This window comes from Corynebacterium sp. AOP36-E1-14, from assembly GCF_052377495.1.
Lineage (GTDB): Bacteria > Actinomycetota > Actinomycetes > Mycobacteriales > Mycobacteriaceae > Corynebacterium.
Genome location: NZ_JBQSWV010000005.1, coordinates 132,656 through 148,313, shown reverse-complemented (window position 1 = coordinate 148,313; position 15,658 = coordinate 132,656). Strand labels below are relative to the sequence as shown.

Here is a 15,658-nt window from a genome sequence, read left to right as displayed (position 1 = left end):
CAGGCCGGCAACGCCGATGCGCCCGGGGGTGTCTGTCCCGGGCGCGACCGTGGCGGTCCCCGGGGTCGCGGCGTGAAGCCAGTAGAGTCAGGGACCGTGACTGCAAAGATGACCCCGGCCGGCTCCTCCTCCGGCAGCGCACGCCCCGGTGGCTCCGGAGACCCCGGCGACACCGGCGCCGCTGCCACATCCGGCGGGACGACTTCCCGTATGGACGCCCTCCGGGACTCCCTGCGCACCCCGGCCGGTGTGCTCACCATGGCGGCCTGGCCGTTGGCCATATTCACGATGATCCACCGGGTGTTCCTCAGCCCGCAGAACAGCCACCCCACCGACGACTTCACCACCGTGTGGAACGCGCTGCACCGGTTCATCGACGGCGTCCCGGTGTACGACGAGAACTACACCTTCGTCGACCCGCACTACCTCTACTCCCCCGGCGGCACGCTGCTGCTCAGCCCGCTGTCCTACCTGCCGACCTGGGATTCCGGCCGGATCCTGTTCATCTTCGCCAACGGCGTCGCGGTCCTCGTGGCCCTGGCGATCCTGACGAAACTGGCCCGCCGGTCGCTGACCGGCCCGGTTCTGCCCGTGGCGGCCTTCCTGGTGTTCTCCACCGAGTCGATCACCAACACCCTGCTGTTCTCCAACATCAACGGTGTGCTGCTCTTCGTCGAGGTCGTCTTCCTGTGGTGGATCCTGGTCGGCGCCGGCGACGTCTCCTGGCGCTGCGGCGCCGGGACGGGGACGCGCAGCACGTGGGCCACCGTCCTGGCGGGCATCGCCGTGGGCCTGGCGATCACCGTGAAGCCGCAGTTCGCCGTCCTGCTCTTCCTGCCGTTCGTGCGTCGGCAGTGGTGGGCCGTGGTCACCGGACTCGCGGTGCCGGTGGCGTTCAACCTCGCCGCCTGGCCCCTGATGGCACGGCCCGGGGACTACCTGGACAAGCTCATGCCCTACCTCGGCGAGGTCCGGGACTACGCCAACTCCTCGGTCTCGGGGGTGGGCGTGTACTTCGGCATGTCCGACTGGTTCGTGCTGCTGATGCGCGCACTGTTCGCCATGGGTGTGGCTGTCGCGGTGCTGGGTCTGCTGCGCTGGCGCAACTCCGACCCGCTGATGTGGTCGGCGACGACGGCCGGCATCCTGATGACCGGGGTGTTCCTTGTCAGCTCGCTGGGCCAGATGTACTACTCGATGATGCTGATCCCGATGATCTTCACCGTGTTCTGCCGGTTCTCGGTGATGCACAACCCGGTCATCTGGGTCGGTATCTACTGGTGCATGTCGGGTGACTCCTGGAACTCCGACCGGTGGGAGTGGCCCGGGCGTATCGTCGAGTACACCCGCGGCACCGTCGGCTGGGGGCTGATCATCCTGGCCGCCGCGACGTCCGTGGTCGTCTGGCTCGTCACCGACTGGCGGCGCCAGCACCACGGTGCACCGGAAGAGGCATCAGAGAAGAACGAGCACGTAGAGCAGGAACAGAGGTAGCCACCATGACCGAGAACAACCCCGACGTCCGTCCCCTCGAGGACTTCTCCGCGCTGAGCGACGAGCAGTGGAAGCAGCGTCTCTCCCCGGACGAGTTCCAGGTGCTGCGCAACTCCGCCACGGAGCGGCCGTACACCAGTGAGTACACCGACTCCGAGGAGCAGGGCGTCTACGTGTGCCGTGGGTGCGGCAGCGAGCTGTTCCGCTCCACGGAGAAGTTCCACTCGCACTGCGGTTGGCCGTCGTTCTTCGACCCGGCGGACTCCGACGCGGTGGAGACCCGCGTGGACGATTCCCTCGGTACCCGACGTACCGAGGTCGTGTGCGCCACCTGCGGCGGACACCTGGGCCACGTCTTCGCCGGCGAGGGCTACGACACCCCCACCGACCTGCGTTACTGCATCAACGGCATCGCACTGCAGCTGCGCGAGGCCTGACGCCGCGCCGCGGCGCATCACAGACAGTAACCCCGTAGGACGCTCCGAGCGTCCTACGGGGTTACTGTCTGCGGTGAGGTGTCAGGGCAGCTCGGCGATGAAGCCGGCGAGGTCCTCCGCATCAGCGTTCACGCGGCGGCCGGTGAAGAACGGCACCTCCTCGCGGACGTGGCGACGGGCCTCGGTGTAGCGCATCTTGTACATCAGGTCCACGATGCGGTCCAGGGTGGGGCTCTCGAAGGCGAGGATCCACTCGTAGTCGCCGAGGGCGAAGGCGGGCACGGTGTTCGCGCGGACCTCGTCGAACCCGCGGGCGGCCATGCCGTGCTCGGCGAGGATCGTGCGACGCTCCTGGTCGGGAAGCAGGTACCACTCGAAGGAGCGCACGAACGGGTACACGGCGATCCATTCGGCCGGGTCCTCGCCCATGATGAAGGACGGCAGGTGGGACTTGTTGAACTCCGCCGGACGGTGCAGCGCGGAGTTCGACCAGTAGCCGTCGCAGGCACGGCCCAGGGTCGTCTCCTTCAGGAAGCGACGGTAGGCACGCTGCAGGTCCTCGAACTTCTCGGCGTGCCACCAGATCATGATGTCGGCCTCGGCACGCTGGCCGGTGAGGTCGTACACGCCGCGGACGGTGAGCTCCTCGTCGTCGTAGGACGCCAGGAAGGACGCGAAGTCCTCGGCGACCGCGGCGCGGGCCTCCTCCCCCTCGGGCAGCTCACCGTTGCGGACCGTGAACACGGACCACATCGTGTACTGCAGCTTCTCGTTGAGCTCCCTGAAGTCGAGCTTGGCCATGCTGTCAACCACCTGTCCTGTGAAAGTTGTCGTTCGTCATCCCTGATTCTAGCCGCCCGCGGGACGCTCCCACCCCTTGACAGGGGAGCCGGGCGTCACAACTCCGCGGCGATCTTGCGTGCCGCGGCACGGCCGGTCTCGGCGCAGGCGGGTACGCCCACGCCGTGCAGGCTCGCGCCGGCCACCGCAACCCGCGGGATCTCGGAGACGGCCGACTCTGCGATACCCATGAGTTCGGTGTGGCCGACGCCGTAGACCGGCAGCCCGCCCCACCAGCGCTGGACGAAGGTCTCGGCGGGCCTGGCGGTGACCCCGGCGACCTTCTCCAGGTCGGCGATGGCGTACTCGACCAGGGTCTCGTCGTCCACCTCGAGCAGGCTGGAGTCCTGGTAGGTGCCGAAGCTGGCGCGCACGAAACCACCACGGCCGCCGTCGCGCTCGCCCAGGTGCGGCCACTTGCGTGAGGAGAAGGTGAAGGCCTTGGCGTGGGTCGGGCCGTCCGCACCGATGAGGATCCCGGAGCGCTGCGGGATGCCGGGATCACCCTCAGTCCCGCTGTAGCTCATACCCACCACCGCGGAGCTGGCGAGCTTCACCCCGCCGAGGATGTCCGCGGCGTCCGGTGCGATGTCCTTGAGCAGGACGGACGCCGTGGGTGCGGGCGTCGCCACGACGACGGCGTCCACGGTGCCGACGGGTTCGAGGTAGATCCGCCCGTTGTAGCGTCCGATCTCCTCGACCTGCGTATTCACCCGGATGTCCGCGCCGGACGCCTCCGCCAGGCGGTTGATCAGCGTGCGGTAGCCGGAAGCCATGGTGTTGAACGCCGGCCCGGCGGAACCGTCCTTCGAGGACGCAGACGCGGCCGCGCGGTCCTCGAGGACCTGCGCCACCGCCGTCGACAGGTACACGTCGTCGCCGCGTCCTGCGAGGTCGTCCATCGCCTCGGCGATCTGCGGCACGGTCGCGCGCAGGCCCAGGTCGTCGGCGGAGCAGGAGTACACCCCGCCCAGCATCGGGGAGACCAGCCGGTCGACGACCTCGTCGCAGAAACGCCGCCGCACCAGTTCGCCCACGTTGACGTCGTCGCCGACGATCCACGGCAACGCCGGGCCGTCCAGCTCCGCGTCCACCGCGGCCTGGCCCTGCGCGGTGAGCACGTCGGCCACGTCCGCGCCGCGGGCGGGAACGCCCATCACCGTGGCGGACGGGATGTCGACCAGCTCACCGTCGACGAGGAAGGCGCTGCGTGCACCCGAGGGCGTGCGCAGCTCGGACTCCAGCCCAAGGTCAGCGACCAGCTGGGCCATGCCGGTGTGCCGGGTCAGGAACGCCTCGGCCCCCATGTCCACCGGCCCGGCGGCGAAGTCCACCGTCTTCAGCTTCCCGCCGAGACGCCCGTAGGCCTCCAGCACCAGGATCCGCGCGCCCGGGCCGAGCCGGCGGCGCAGCTCCCAGGCGGCGAACATGCCCGTCACTCCCCCGCCGATGACCGCCACGCTCGGGCCTGCCCCGGCACCCGCGGCCTCTCCGATACCGTCTCGCTGTCCGTCACTCACAGTTCATGCACCTCCGCGAAAGCCCGGGTGATCGCATCCGGGTCGGTCTCCGGCAGTACGCCGTGACCGAGGTTGAAGACGTGTCCCAGGGCGTTGCCCTCGGCGACCGCACGGTCACCCTCGGCGATGACGCGGGCGACCTGCTCGGCGATGACGTCCGGTCCGGCCAGCAGGATCGCCGGGTCCAGGTTGCCCTGCACCGCACGCACCGTCCGGCCCGCCGGCACCCGCGGATCGCCCGCATCGTGCGCGGCGGCGAGGTCGGCGGCCACGCGGCGCGCGGCGACGTCCATCGGCGTCTTCCAGTCCACGCCGATCATGTCCGGGCCCACGGCCGCCATCTCGCCGAGCAGCTCACCGGTGTTCACGCCGAAGTGGGTCACCGGCACACCGTAGGGACGCACCGCGGCGATGATGCGCTCGGTGTAGGGTGCGACGAACTCGCGGTAGTCGCGCAGGCTGAGGAAGCCCGCCCACGAGTCGAACAGCTGCACCGCGTCCGCCCCGGCCTCGATCTGCACCTGCAGGAACCGCACGACCGTGGGGGTCAGCTTCTCCATCAGCGCGTGCCACAGCTGCGGCTGCGAGTACATCATCGCCTTGGTCACGCCGTGGTTCTTCGACGGGCCACCCTCGATGAGGTAGGACGCCAGGGTGAACGGGGCGCCGGCGAAGCCGATGAGCACCTGGTCGTCGCGCAGCTCCTCGAGGATCCCGCCGATGCCCTCGACGACCGCCTCGAGCTGTGCGGCCTCCACCACCGGCAGGGCCTGGACAGCCTCAGCCGAGCGCACCGGCGACTCCAGCACCGGGCCGCGACCGGCGACGATGTCCACGGCCACCCCGGCGGCCTTCAGCGGCACCACGATGTCGGAGAACAGGATCGCCGCGTCCGCGTCGTGGCGGCGCACCGGTTGCATCGTGATCTCGGCGAGCAGGTCGGGACGGAAACACGAGTCGAGCATGCCGACCTCGCGGCGCAGCTCGCGGTACTCCGGCAGGGAGCGTCCCGCCTGACGCATCATCCACGCAGGACGCCGCGACGGCGTCTCCCCGCGCACCGCCGCCAGCAGCGGCGCGTCCTGCGAGGCACGGCGGGCGGCACGCGCCGTGGCGACCGCCTCTTCAGTCGGACGGAGATCGGCGACGCCGACCGGGGACGAGTTCAGGTCAACCATGTCCACGATTATGCCAGTTCCCGCGCGAACTACGGCAACGACGGCGCGCCTGCGCCACACACCCCCGCCCGCCCGTTATGTTGGCCGGTGTGAGCGTTGATTCAGAGATGACAGGTACAGCGGGTCAGGCCTTGGGCGCCGACACCGCGGCGACCGTCCCCGCGCCGTTCCGGGACGCGGTCACCTCCATGCACGCCGCCACGGTGCGCACCGGGATCACGGTGACCGACATCCGCCCGCCGCGGAAACTCGCCCCCTACAGCCACGCCATCGGACTGGAGGTCGACCGAATACAACCGGGGTCGCTCCCCGGGGACGGTGGGGACGACGGTGGGGAAGCCGCCGTCCCCACAGACTCCGACGGTGACGCCTTCGGCAGGTTGATCCTGCTCCACGACCCCAAGGGCTCCGAGGGCCCGGGCATGATGAAGCTGGTCGCCTACATCCAGGCCGACCTCGACGCCTCGGTCGCCGAGGACCCGCTGCTGCCCGAGGTCGCCTGGGACTGGCTGACCGAGGGGCTCCACGGCAGCACCTTCAGCGACCTCGGCGGCACCGTCACCGCCACCGCGTCCAGCAGGTTCGGTGACATCGGCGGACCGGCCCACGCCTTCCAGGTCGAGATGCGCGCCTCGTGGACGGCGTCGGGCACCGACCTGTCCGACCACGTCACCGCGTTCTCCAAGGTGCTCGCCAACGTGGCGGGCCTGCCGCCCGAAGGGGTGACCGCCCTGAAGGGTAGGTAAGGTGGCCCCCGTGGCAGAACACCTCACCTCGCCCCGCGACGGCGTCCCCGCCCTGTCCGACACGATCGAGACCGTGCGGGAGGCGACCGAATCGCTGGCCGCAGGGCACGGGCCCATCGCCGTGGACACTGAACGGGCCTCCGGCTTCCGCTTCGACGACCGTGCCTTCCTGGTGCAACTGCGACGCCAAGGCTCCGGCACCCACCTCGTCGACCCGGCGACCGTTCCGCAGGCCGGCGCCGTGCTGGCCCCGCTGATGGACTCCTCCCCCTGGATCCTGCACGCCGCGCACAGCGACCTGCCCGCCCTGACCTCCCTGGGCTGGCACACCCCGGAACTGCACGACACCCAGATCGCCGGACGCCTCCTCGGCTACGGGCAAATCGGCCTGGCCGGGATGCTCGAGGAGTTCCTCGGGGTCACCGTGGCCAAGGACAAGGGCCGGGAGGACTGGTCCGCCCGGCCGATCCCCGGGCCCATGCTCACCTACGCCGCGCTGGACGTGGAGATGCTCATCGAGCTGCGCGACGTCGCCCTCTCCCGGCTCGACGACCTGGGCCGCACCGACTGGTACCGCCAGGAGTGCGCCCACGTACGTGCGGCGTGGACGCACCCGGTGCCCGAACCCGACTGGCGCAAGCTACGCGGCCTCGGGCACGTGCGCGACCCCCGCGAGCTCGAGACCGCCCGCCGGCTCATCTACGCCCGCACCGCCATCGCCCGTGAGAGTGACGTCCCGCCCGAGCACGTGCTGCGCGGCTCCTCCATCCTGGAACTGGCCCAGGGCACCGGACGCGGCGGACGCGCAGGAAGCTCAGGACGCCAGATCGACCGCGAGATCGCCGGCGGCTCGCGCCTTGTGCGCTCCTCGCGCGGGTCAGTCGGCCGCGAGGTGAAGTCGACGCTGACCAGGGCAATGTCCGAGGCGCTGCGCCAGGCCGCCGAGGCCGACGCCTCCTCCCTGCCCGGACGCTTGAGCACCTCCGGCGGATTCCCCGACCACCGCACGTGGGAGCGCGACCACCCGATCGCCTTCCACCTGCTCGGCGAGTTCCGCGAGGCACTGTCGGACGTCTCGGAGTCCACCGGCATCAGGACCGAAGACCTGCTGACCGTGCGCTCACTGCGCTCGGTGGCCTGGGAGACCTCGCGCGCCGTCGCTGACGGTTTGCTGGCCGATGCGGCCTCGGAACACCTCGACGAGCCCGGTGACGATCAGGTTATTGACCTGGACACCGTTCTGGATGCCGACCCGGTCGGCGCAACGGTGGACGTTGCGGTCGCCGACCCGGTGGGTGCACTGGAGGACGCGCTGGGCCGCGCTCTCGAGTCGAGGGAATGCCGTGCCTGGCAGCGTGACCTCCTGGTCGACGCCTTCCTGCCCGTGCTCGCGGGGCAAGTCACCTGAGCCGGCTTCCCCCCCCCCCCCCCCCCCCGGCACCCGACTCCCGACCTGCCCCCTATCCCCTGCCCTCTGCCCCTCGCACAGGGGCAAATAGTCGCCCCTCCAGGTAGCATTTCGGGTCGAAATCCTACCTGGAGGGGTGATCGCTCGACGGGGGCGGACCGGGGCGGACCGGGGCGGACGACTGCGCACAGTGGGGGACCTCAGCGTCGCACCGCCGACCCCCTCCACTCCAGCGTGTAGACACATCACCCCTCCAGGCAGCATTTCAGGCCGAAAGCCTGCCTGGAGGGGTGATCGCTCCACCGTGGAAAGGGCGAGGGAAGAGCGCGGGAAGGGGGCGGGGCGAAGAGCTAGCGCAAGTCGCTAGCTCAGGTCGCCGGCCTCGGCGCGGCGGTGGGCCTCCTGGGACGCCCAGTCGCGCACCTGCTCCACCACCGAATCGACGTCCAGGCCGACCTCGGCGAGGACCTCACCACGCGAACCGTGGGCGAGGTAGCGCTGGTCGACGCCCAGGTAGCGCACCGGGGTGGGCACCGAGGCCTCCGAGGCAGCGCGGGCGAGCATCTGGCCCGCACCGCCGTGCACGCCGTTGTCCTCGACGGTGATGACCAGGTCGTTGTCGCGAGCCAGTTCGACGACGGAGTCCGCGACCGGGGTGACCCACAGCGGGTCGATGACCGCCGCCGCGTGTCCGTCGGCCGAGAGTGCCTCCGCCGCGGCGAACGCCTGGGCGGTCAAGGGACCGTAGTTGACGATGAGGACGCGCAGTGACTTTCCACCGCCGAACACGCCACCGTCAGACCCGGCCGACCCGTCAGACCCAGCATCATCAGCACCCCCGGAGGTCTCGGCGAGCACGTCGTAGTCGGCGGTGGAGTACACCGCGTCGACGTCCTTCGGGACTGCTCCCTTGGAGAACCTGACCACCGAGGGCCCGTCGGAGATCCCGACACAGCGGTCGAGCGCCTCGACCAGGCGTGCACCGTCGCGCGGGGCGGCGACGTGGATCCCCGGGACGATGCCGGCGATGGAGAGGTCCCACATCCCGTTGTGGCTCGCCCCGTCCGACCCGGTGATCCCGGCCCGGTCGAGGACGAAGGTCACGGGCATGTGCAGCAGGCCGACGTCCATCAGCATCTGGTCGAAGGCCCGGTTGAGGAAGGTGGAGTACACCGCGACGACCGGGTGCAACCCGCCGAGGGCCAGCCCGGCGGCGGAGGTCACGGCGTGCTGCTCGGCGATGCCCACGTCGAAGGTGCGCTCCGGGAAGACCTCGCCGAAGCGGGCCAGACCGGTGGGCCCGGCCATCGCGGCGGTGATGGCGACGACGTCCTCGCGGCGCCTGCCGATCTCGATGAGCTCGTCGGCGAAGACGTCCGTCCAGCCGCGGGCGCTGACCTGCACGGCGCGTCCGGTGAGCGGGTCGATGACGCCGGTGGAGTGCATCTGGTCGGCCTCGTCGTTCTCCGCGGGGCCGTAGCCGTTGCCCTTCTTGGTGACGATGTGCACGATGATCGGTCCGCCGTAGTCGCGGGCGTAGGTCAGGGCGGCCTCGACCGAGCGCACGTCGTGGCCGTCGACGGGGCCGACGTACTTCAGCCCGAGGTTGCTGAACAGCTCCTGCGGGATGACGGCGTGCTTCACGCCCTCCTTGAAGCTGTGCAGCAGCTTGAAGGCGTGGTCGCCGACGGCACCGAGGCGGCCGAGGGAGTTCTTGCCCTGCTCCATGACCTTGTCGTAGGCCGGCTGCATGCGCATGCCGGCGAGGCTGTGGGCGAGCCCGCCGATCGTCGGCGAGTAGGACCGGCCGTTGTCGTTCACGATGACGGTCAAGGGCCTGTCCTTGCCCTCGGCAATGTTGTTCAAGGCCTCCCAGGCCATGCCACCGGTGAGTGCACCGTCGCCGATGACCGCGGCCACCCGGCGGTCGGACTGGCCGGTGAGCTCGAAGGCCTTCGCCAGCCCGTCCGCGTAGGACAGCGACGCCGAGGCGTGCGAGGACTCGGTCCAGTCGTGCGGGCTCTCGGCCCGGTCGGGGTAGCCGGACAGCCCGTCACGCTGCCGGAGGGTGTCGAACAGGTTGCGCCGCCCGGTGAGGATCTTGTGCACGTAGGACTGGTGTCCGGTGTCGAAGATGATCGGGTCCGACGGCGAGTCGAAGACCCGGTGCAGGGCGATCGTGAGCTCCACGACCCCGAGGTTGGGCCCCAGGTGCCCGCCGGTGGCCGAGACCTTGGCGATGAGGAACTCCCGGATCTCCCCGGCGAGGGTCTCCAGCTGGCCAGGCGTCAGCGTCCGGAGGTCCGCCGGTGACGATATCTTTTCGAGAATCGACATACCCGTTCTCACTTCTCCGTCCCAGTCGTCGGACGAACGACTACCTACGCTTCACACTTGCTGCCTGAGTCACAGGCACTGCGACCATCTTACGGGCAGTGCCCGGGTTCTCATCATCGGACCTCAACAATTCCCGTGACCGGGGGTTCTGACGTACCTCACGAGGACCTCGACGTGGTGGGTGAGCCCGAACGCGTCGACCACCTCCACCGCCTCCGGCTCGTAGCCGTGGGCGAGGAAGGACGCCGCGTCGCGCGCGGCGGTCGCGGGGTCGCAGCCGATGTGCAGCACCACGGCGGGTTCCCTGGCGGCGATCGCCTCGACGACCTCGCGTCCGGCTCCGGTGCGCGGCGGGTCGAGGACCACGACCGACGGTGCGCGCAGCGTCCCGATGGCCGAGCCCACGTCGGCGGTGACGAAGGAGACGTCCCGCCCTGCGAGGCCGGTGCGTCCTGCGCCGGTCGCCGGCGAGGCGATGTCCACGCAGTCCACCGCGATCCCGGGCGCTGCCGACAGCATCGCCGCGGCCAGGACGCCGGCACCGCCGTAGAGGTCCCAGCCGACCGTGGCGTCCTGCGCGGTGTTGCGTGCGACCCAGGCGGTGTAGTGGGCGGACGCACCGGCGTGCGCCTGCCAGAACGACTCCACCGGCACCGGGCAGGCGCGGTCACCGATGGTGCGCGTCACGTTCCCGTCACCGGCCAGGACACTACGGGGTGCGGCGGCAGGACGCTTGGCGCCGCGACGCCGACGGCGTGTGTGTGCACGCGGCGGCCGCGGCGGGACCTCGACGATCCCGCGCACCCCGTCGTCACCGAGCGCGACGCAGACCTCCGCGCCCGGGGTCAGCTCGTGGGCGGCGAGTTCCTCAGCCAAGCCCTCGGCCAGGCCCGGGGCCCACTGGGCACAGACACCGGAACCGTCCGCCCCCAGGGCGACGACCCCGTTGCTGCCCCGGCGACGCAGCCCGACCTGGCCGGACGCGTCGACGCCGAGGCGCACGCGGGTGCGGTAGCCGGTGAACGGCGTGAGCGACCGGGACTCCAGCACCTGCGGGCCCAACTCGATCCCGCCGATGCGCTGGAACTGCTCGACGACCACCTGCCGCTTGAACTCCACCGAGCCCTGCGCGTCGACGAAGTCGAGGTCGCAGCAGCCCGCGCCGGCGGCCGCGGCGGCACACACCGGGGCGACCCGGTGCGGCGAGGGCACGGCGATCGCGTCGGCGTCGACGACCTCACCCGTGAGGAAACGTGCCTTGTCCTTCGCCTCGTCGAGGGCCACCGGGACGCCCTGCTCGCCCGGCAACGCACCGCGCACGAACACCGCGCGGCCGTCGACCCGGGCGACGGACGTCCCGCCGTGTGCCGGGCCGAGGACGTCGACCGTCTGCATGCCCCCGCTCATGCCGCACGCTCCGAGGCGTCGGCCTTCTTCACGGCCCACACCGTGACCAGCACGACCACCGCGGTCAGCGGCAGCCCCATGATGATGCGCGCCACGCCGAGGGCGCCGACCGCGTCATCCTGGACGTAGAGCCACTGCTGCACGACGAAACGTCCGAAGAACACCACCGACCAGGCCAGCGTGGCGATGCTGTACACGCGCACCGCCGTGCGGTTGCTGCGCCAGCGGTGCCCGGAACCGTTGACACCGTTCCAGATCACCGCGACCAGCGGCCAGCGCACCACGACCGAGCCCAGGAAGACGATCCCGGCGACCAGCGAGTACCAGATGCCGTAGGCGAAGTAGCCCTTGGCGTCGCCGAGCCACCAGGCGATCACCGCGCAGATGCCCACGCCCATCAGACCGGAGACCGCCGGCATCAGGGTCTCCTTGCGCGCCAGGCGCCACAGGAACACCACCACCGACACCGCGACGGCGGCGATCAGGGCGGCGGTCAGACCCCACCGGGAGTTCACCGGCACGAGCACCAGCACCGGCAGCACCGAGGCGACGAGCCCCGACAGTCCGCCGAGCTGCTCGAGGACGGTGGGTGTGGCGTCCTCGGTCTCCACCGTGTGCTCGGTGTCGACCGTGTCTTCTTCGGCCGGGGTGCGGCCGTCGTCGTGCGTCACTGTGTGTCCCCGTCGGCGGCGTCCTTCTGACGCTGTTCGACAACCTTGCGCAGTTCGGCGGCCATCGCCGCGGGGATCGTCACCGGCAGCGCCTGGCCGACCGGGTGCGGCTCGGTGCCGCGGTAGACGAACGTCCGGGAGATCACCTCGTAGGCGAGTTCCGCGAGTTGGTCTGCCTTGTCCGCCGGGCCGGCCAACGTCATCCGCAGCATCCACCGCGGACCGTCCACACCGATCACCCGCATGGTGCCGGCCTTCATCGTCCCGATGATCTCGGTGCCCCACAGGTTCCGGCCCCACTCGACCTGCAGGCCGTCGCCGTTCATGCCCGCAGTGACCTCGGAGATGTTCTCCTCCCACTGCCGGCCGGTGCGCGGGGCGGCGAGGGCGACGGGGGTGAGCCGTCCGAACGGGGTGAGGATGTGGATCATCTGCGGCCCCTTGGGCCCCATCTCCACCTGCACCTCCCCGTCGTGCGGCACCGGCACGCGCACAGAGCCGAGGTCCAGCCCGCTCTTGGCGAAGTCGGAGTAGTCGAAGGTGGTGTAGTCCACGCTGTCGCCGTCGAACGGGCCGAAGTCGCCGTTGACCGGGTCGTAGGACGCACTGGGGCCGGCGACGGCGGGGTCGCCGCCCGCCGGCGCGGCGTCCGGTGCGTCCTGCGCGTCCGGCACAGCGCCCGCAGCATCCGGCGCGTCCTGCGTCGGCGCCGTCGGCACCTGCGCGTCCGTCGCGGCGGTAGCGGTGGAATCTTCGTCACTCTTCTTGTTGAACGGCCACATGGCTCGGACTCTCCTCAAATCTCGACGTAACGGGTGTACAGCTCAGGACGTGGGAAAACGGGTCAGGCCCCGGTGGAACCGTGGCCCCCGGCGCCGCGGGCGGTCTCACCGAGGGCGTCGACGTCGGCGACCTCCTCGACGTCGCACAGCGACACCTCCTGGACGAGCAGCTGCGCGATGCGGTCTCCGCGGTGGATGACGACCGAGGTGTCCCGGTCCAGGTTGATCAGACAGACCTTCACCTCGCCACGGTAGTCCGCGTCGATGGTCCCGGGGGCGTTGACGATGGAAACCCCCTGCTTCCAGGCCAGTCCGCTACGCGGGTGCACCAGTCCCACGGTGCCCACCGGCAGGGCGAGGGCCACGCCGGTGCCCACCAGCGCCCGCTCACCCGGGGCAAGTGTGAGGTCCGCGGCGCTGGACAGGTCCAGGCCCGCGTCACTGGGGTGGGCGCGGCTCGGGAGGGGGAGGTCGGGGTCGAGTCGCGCGATGCGCAACGGTGCGTCGTGACTGTCGGTCATGCCCGTGAAGTCTACCGGCGCGGTCCGGTTACTGACCTAACGGCCCGCAGGATAGACTAAGGGATCGTGAGCGAGCCCGAGCCGACAGGAGATGACGTGCCACAGGAACCCGGAGAGAGCCGTGCCGGTCAGGCCGGCGATGCCGGCGAGGCAGGCAGGGTCCGTGCGGACGTCCTCTACCGCGAGCGTCAGCGCGTCCCGATGTCCTGGTGGCTCATCGGCCTCGGGGTGACCACCCTGGTCGGGTTCCAGGGGCAGATGGGCCGCGAGTGGTACTGGGGCGTCGTGGTCGGCGCGGTCGTCCTCGCGGCGGTCGTGTGGGCGCTCCTGCACCTGTCCAGCAATGAGCTCGTCGTGGAGCGCGACGAGAGCGGCGAGACCTGGCTGCACGCCGGGGAGGCGTCGCTGCCGATGTCGGTGGTCAGCCGCAGCCTCCCGGTGCCGCCCAGTGCCCGCAGTGCGGCGATGGGCCGGCAGCTCGACCCCGCCGCCTTCCTCTACCACCGCCCCTGGATCCCCTCCATGGCGATGCTGGTCCTCGACGACCCGGACGACCCCACCCCCTACTGGCTGGTCTCCACCAACGAGCCCGAGCAGCTGCTCGACGCCCTCGGCACCCCCCGCGCCTGACCGGGCGACCCCCGCCCGGTCACTCGCAGTCGATGCAGACGAGGTTGCCCTTGCCGTCGTCCTCGGCGATCCGGGTGCGGTGCTGCACGAGGAAGCAGACCGAACAGGTGAACTCGTCGTCCTGACGGGGCACCACCGACCCGCTGAGCTCCTCGCCGGACAGGTCCGCCATCGGCACGTCGATCGGCTCGACGATGTCGCCGTCGTCGTTGTCGTCGACGGCGGGCTCCGCCTTCTCCGCGGCCTTCAGCCCCTCGAGGGAGTCGGTCTCGATCTCGTCCTCCGAGCGGGTGCGGGGGGAATCGTAGTCAGTCGCCATGATGATGCTCCTAGGGTCGTCCGTTATCCGACCGTCACCGGTTGCGGCGGTGGATAAGGCTGTGCTGTTTCTTGGCTGTTGCTGGTGTGCAGTCGTGCAGGTGTGGTCTCACGTGTCGGCGAGGTTGCGGTGCCCGTCGAGTCACCGGCTCAGCCTCACCCAACGACCGGGGTTTACCCTGCCGGCAACGACGTGTCGGCGACGGATATTCCCGACGTTTGACGCGCATAGTAAAGCAGCGGGGAACCATTGTCACGTTGCCTATCGGCACGACCGGTGGAGCACCACCCGAGAACGCCTACCGTGCCCCCGGAAAAGGGGGCCGTACGGCCGTCCGTGCCCCCGTCAGGGAACGTCCACGGGCGCCGGGAAGATGGTCGCCAGGACGCGTTCAGCGAGGTCGTCGACGATTCCGGGGACCGCGGCAAGAACACCCACCCCCTCGTCGTACCCCCGCTCCAGCGGGGGCATGTGCACCACCGCCCCCGCACGCGCGGCGATGAGGCTCCCGGCGGCATGGTCCCAGGGCCCCAGCCCGTGCTCGTAGTAGGCGTCCAACGCACCGTCCGCCACCGCACACAGGTCCAGGGCGGCCGAACCGATGCGCCGGATGTCCCGGATCTCCGGCAGCAGGTCGCCGAGCAACCCGGCCTGGGCGCGACGGCGCGAGGCGAGGTAGGAGAACCCCGTGCCGACCAGCGCCGACGACAGCGACGACAGTTCCGGTAACGCCGACCGCTCGCGGTCTGCCGTGCCTGCCGTGCCTGCCGTGCCTGCCGTGTCCGCCTCGTCGATGACCAGGTCGCCGCCGGTGCACGCCGAGTACACCCGCTTACGGGCGATGTCGGCGACGGCGCCGGCGACCGGGACCCCGTCGACACACGCCGCCATGCTGACCGCACTGGCGGGGATGCCGTAGACGAGGTTGACCGTGCCGTCGACAGGGTCCACGACCCACGTCACACGGTCCTGCGCCAGCACGCCACCGTCCTCCTCCCCCAGCACGGCGTCGTACGGTGCGAGCTCGCCGAGGCGCCGGCGGATCAGCCGTTCACTCGACCGGTCGATGGCCGTCACCGGGTCGACCTCGGAGGACTTCGTCGCCTCGACCCGGATGCGCCCGTCGCCCCCGGCACTGCGTGTCCGCGCCTCGGCCACGTGCAGCGCCGCCTCGGACGCCACCGTCACCGCGACCCGACGCAGCTCGTCCGGCGTGCGTCCTGCAAGTGCGCGGCCCGCCGAGGGCGGGGGGACGTCCGTGGTGGTCCGGTCCAGTCTGATCTGTTCACCCATGGGCCCCATCCTGCCAGCAGGCCCGCGGGGCTGGCGGTGCACCCACGGCGTCGGTTCGGCGCACTGTCCGGTGTC

The 15,658-nt window shown here is 70.6% G+C and carries 15 protein-coding genes; 5 read left to right on the top strand and 10 right to left on the bottom strand.

Going from position 1 to position 15,658, the window contains the following annotated elements; translation table 11 throughout:
• The first annotated feature begins 96 nt into the window (after positions 1 to 96).
• Together ACT3TD_RS04155 and msrB are read left to right on the top strand one after the other, a co-directional pair.
• On the top strand, positions 97 to 1,494 hold the full coding sequence (locus ACT3TD_RS04155) for a glycosyltransferase family 87 protein (RefSeq protein WP_441579474.1): 1,398 nt from the start codon (positions 97 to 99) through the stop codon (positions 1,492 to 1,494).
• 5 nt (positions 1,495 to 1,499) lie between these two features.
• Positions 1,500 to 1,931: a peptide-methionine (R)-S-oxide reductase MsrB gene (gene msrB / locus ACT3TD_RS04150; RefSeq protein WP_301443272.1), complete on the top strand. Its 432-nt coding sequence runs from the start codon at positions 1,500 to 1,502 to the stop codon at positions 1,929 to 1,931.
• An 81-nt stretch (positions 1,932 to 2,012) separates the two neighbouring features.
• On the opposite strand, the gene hemQ is transcribed toward msrB, so the two are convergent.
• From hemQ to hemE, 3 genes are all read right to left on the bottom strand, one after another.
• Positions 2,013 to 2,732, bottom strand: coding sequence for a hydrogen peroxide-dependent heme synthase (hemQ, locus tag ACT3TD_RS04145; protein WP_301443274.1), 720 nt, complete (start codon positions 2,730 to 2,732; stop codon positions 2,013 to 2,015).
• A 95-nt stretch (positions 2,733 to 2,827) separates the two neighbouring features.
• Positions 2,828 to 4,291: a protoporphyrinogen oxidase gene (gene hemG, locus ACT3TD_RS04140; protein WP_301443271.1), complete on the bottom strand. Its 1,464-nt coding sequence runs from the start codon at positions 4,289 to 4,291 to the stop codon at positions 2,828 to 2,830.
• Entirely contained in the window at positions 4,288 to 5,469 is a 1,182-nt protein-coding gene (gene hemE, locus ACT3TD_RS04135; RefSeq protein ID WP_301443270.1) for a uroporphyrinogen decarboxylase, read from the bottom strand. The genes hemG and hemE overlap by 4 nt, the downstream gene beginning before the upstream one ends.
• Before the next feature lie 107 nt (positions 5,470 to 5,576).
• On the opposite strand from hemE, the gene ACT3TD_RS04130 reads away from it, so the two are divergent.
• Both ACT3TD_RS04130 and ACT3TD_RS04125 read left to right on the top strand, forming a co-directional pair.
• Positions 5,577 to 6,215, top strand: coding sequence for a DUF3000 domain-containing protein (locus tag ACT3TD_RS04130; protein ID WP_301443273.1), 639 nt, complete (start codon positions 5,577 to 5,579; stop codon positions 6,213 to 6,215).
• A 10-nt stretch (positions 6,216 to 6,225) separates the two neighbouring features.
• Positions 6,226 to 7,623, top strand: a complete 1,398-nt coding sequence (locus tag ACT3TD_RS04125) for a ribonuclease D (protein WP_301443269.1) — start codon at positions 6,226 to 6,228, stop codon at positions 7,621 to 7,623.
• Between the two features lie 363 nt (positions 7,624 to 7,986).
• Here the strand turns inward: ACT3TD_RS04125 and dxs are convergent, their stop codons facing one another.
• The 5 genes from dxs to dut form a co-directional block, all read right to left on the bottom strand.
• Positions 7,987 to 9,960, bottom strand: a complete 1,974-nt coding sequence (gene dxs, locus ACT3TD_RS04120) for a 1-deoxy-D-xylulose-5-phosphate synthase (RefSeq protein ID WP_301444199.1) — start codon at positions 9,958 to 9,960, stop codon at positions 7,987 to 7,989.
• A 123-nt stretch (positions 9,961 to 10,083) separates the two neighbouring features.
• Positions 10,084 to 11,367, bottom strand: coding sequence for a class I SAM-dependent RNA methyltransferase (locus ACT3TD_RS04115; RefSeq protein WP_441579475.1), 1,284 nt, complete (start codon positions 11,365 to 11,367; stop codon positions 10,084 to 10,086).
• Positions 11,364 to 12,038, bottom strand: a complete 675-nt coding sequence (locus tag ACT3TD_RS04110) for a DUF3159 domain-containing protein (protein ID WP_367620331.1) — start codon at positions 12,036 to 12,038, stop codon at positions 11,364 to 11,366. The genes ACT3TD_RS04115 and ACT3TD_RS04110 overlap by 4 nt, the downstream gene beginning before the upstream one ends.
• Positions 12,035 to 12,820, bottom strand: coding sequence for a DUF3710 domain-containing protein (locus tag ACT3TD_RS04105; protein ID WP_301444154.1), 786 nt, complete (start codon positions 12,818 to 12,820; stop codon positions 12,035 to 12,037). The genes ACT3TD_RS04110 and ACT3TD_RS04105 overlap by 4 nt, the downstream gene beginning before the upstream one ends.
• A 62-nt stretch (positions 12,821 to 12,882) precedes the next feature.
• Positions 12,883 to 13,341, bottom strand: coding sequence for a dUTP diphosphatase (gene dut, locus ACT3TD_RS04100; RefSeq protein WP_444614706.1), 459 nt, complete (start codon positions 13,339 to 13,341; stop codon positions 12,883 to 12,885).
• Positions 13,342 to 13,407: 66 nt separating this feature from the next.
• Here dut and ACT3TD_RS04095 point away from each other — a divergent pair, with 66 nt between their 5' ends.
• The gene (locus tag ACT3TD_RS04095) at positions 13,408 to 13,971 is read left to right on the top strand and encodes a DUF3093 domain-containing protein (protein WP_441579477.1); all 564 of its coding nucleotides are present in this window, start codon (positions 13,408 to 13,410) and stop codon (positions 13,969 to 13,971) included.
• Between the two features lie 19 nt (positions 13,972 to 13,990).
• On the opposite strand, the gene ACT3TD_RS04090 is transcribed toward ACT3TD_RS04095, so the two are convergent.
• The gene (locus ACT3TD_RS04090; protein ID WP_301443956.1) at positions 13,991 to 14,290 is read right to left on the bottom strand and encodes a DUF4193 domain-containing protein; all 300 of its coding nucleotides are present in this window, start codon (positions 14,288 to 14,290) and stop codon (positions 13,991 to 13,993) included.
• Positions 14,291 to 14,635: 345 nt separating this feature from the next.
• Positions 14,636 to 15,583, bottom strand: coding sequence for an inositol monophosphatase family protein (locus tag ACT3TD_RS04085; RefSeq protein WP_441582076.1), 948 nt, complete (start codon positions 15,581 to 15,583; stop codon positions 14,636 to 14,638).
• Positions 15,584 to 15,658 lie beyond the last annotated feature (75 nt).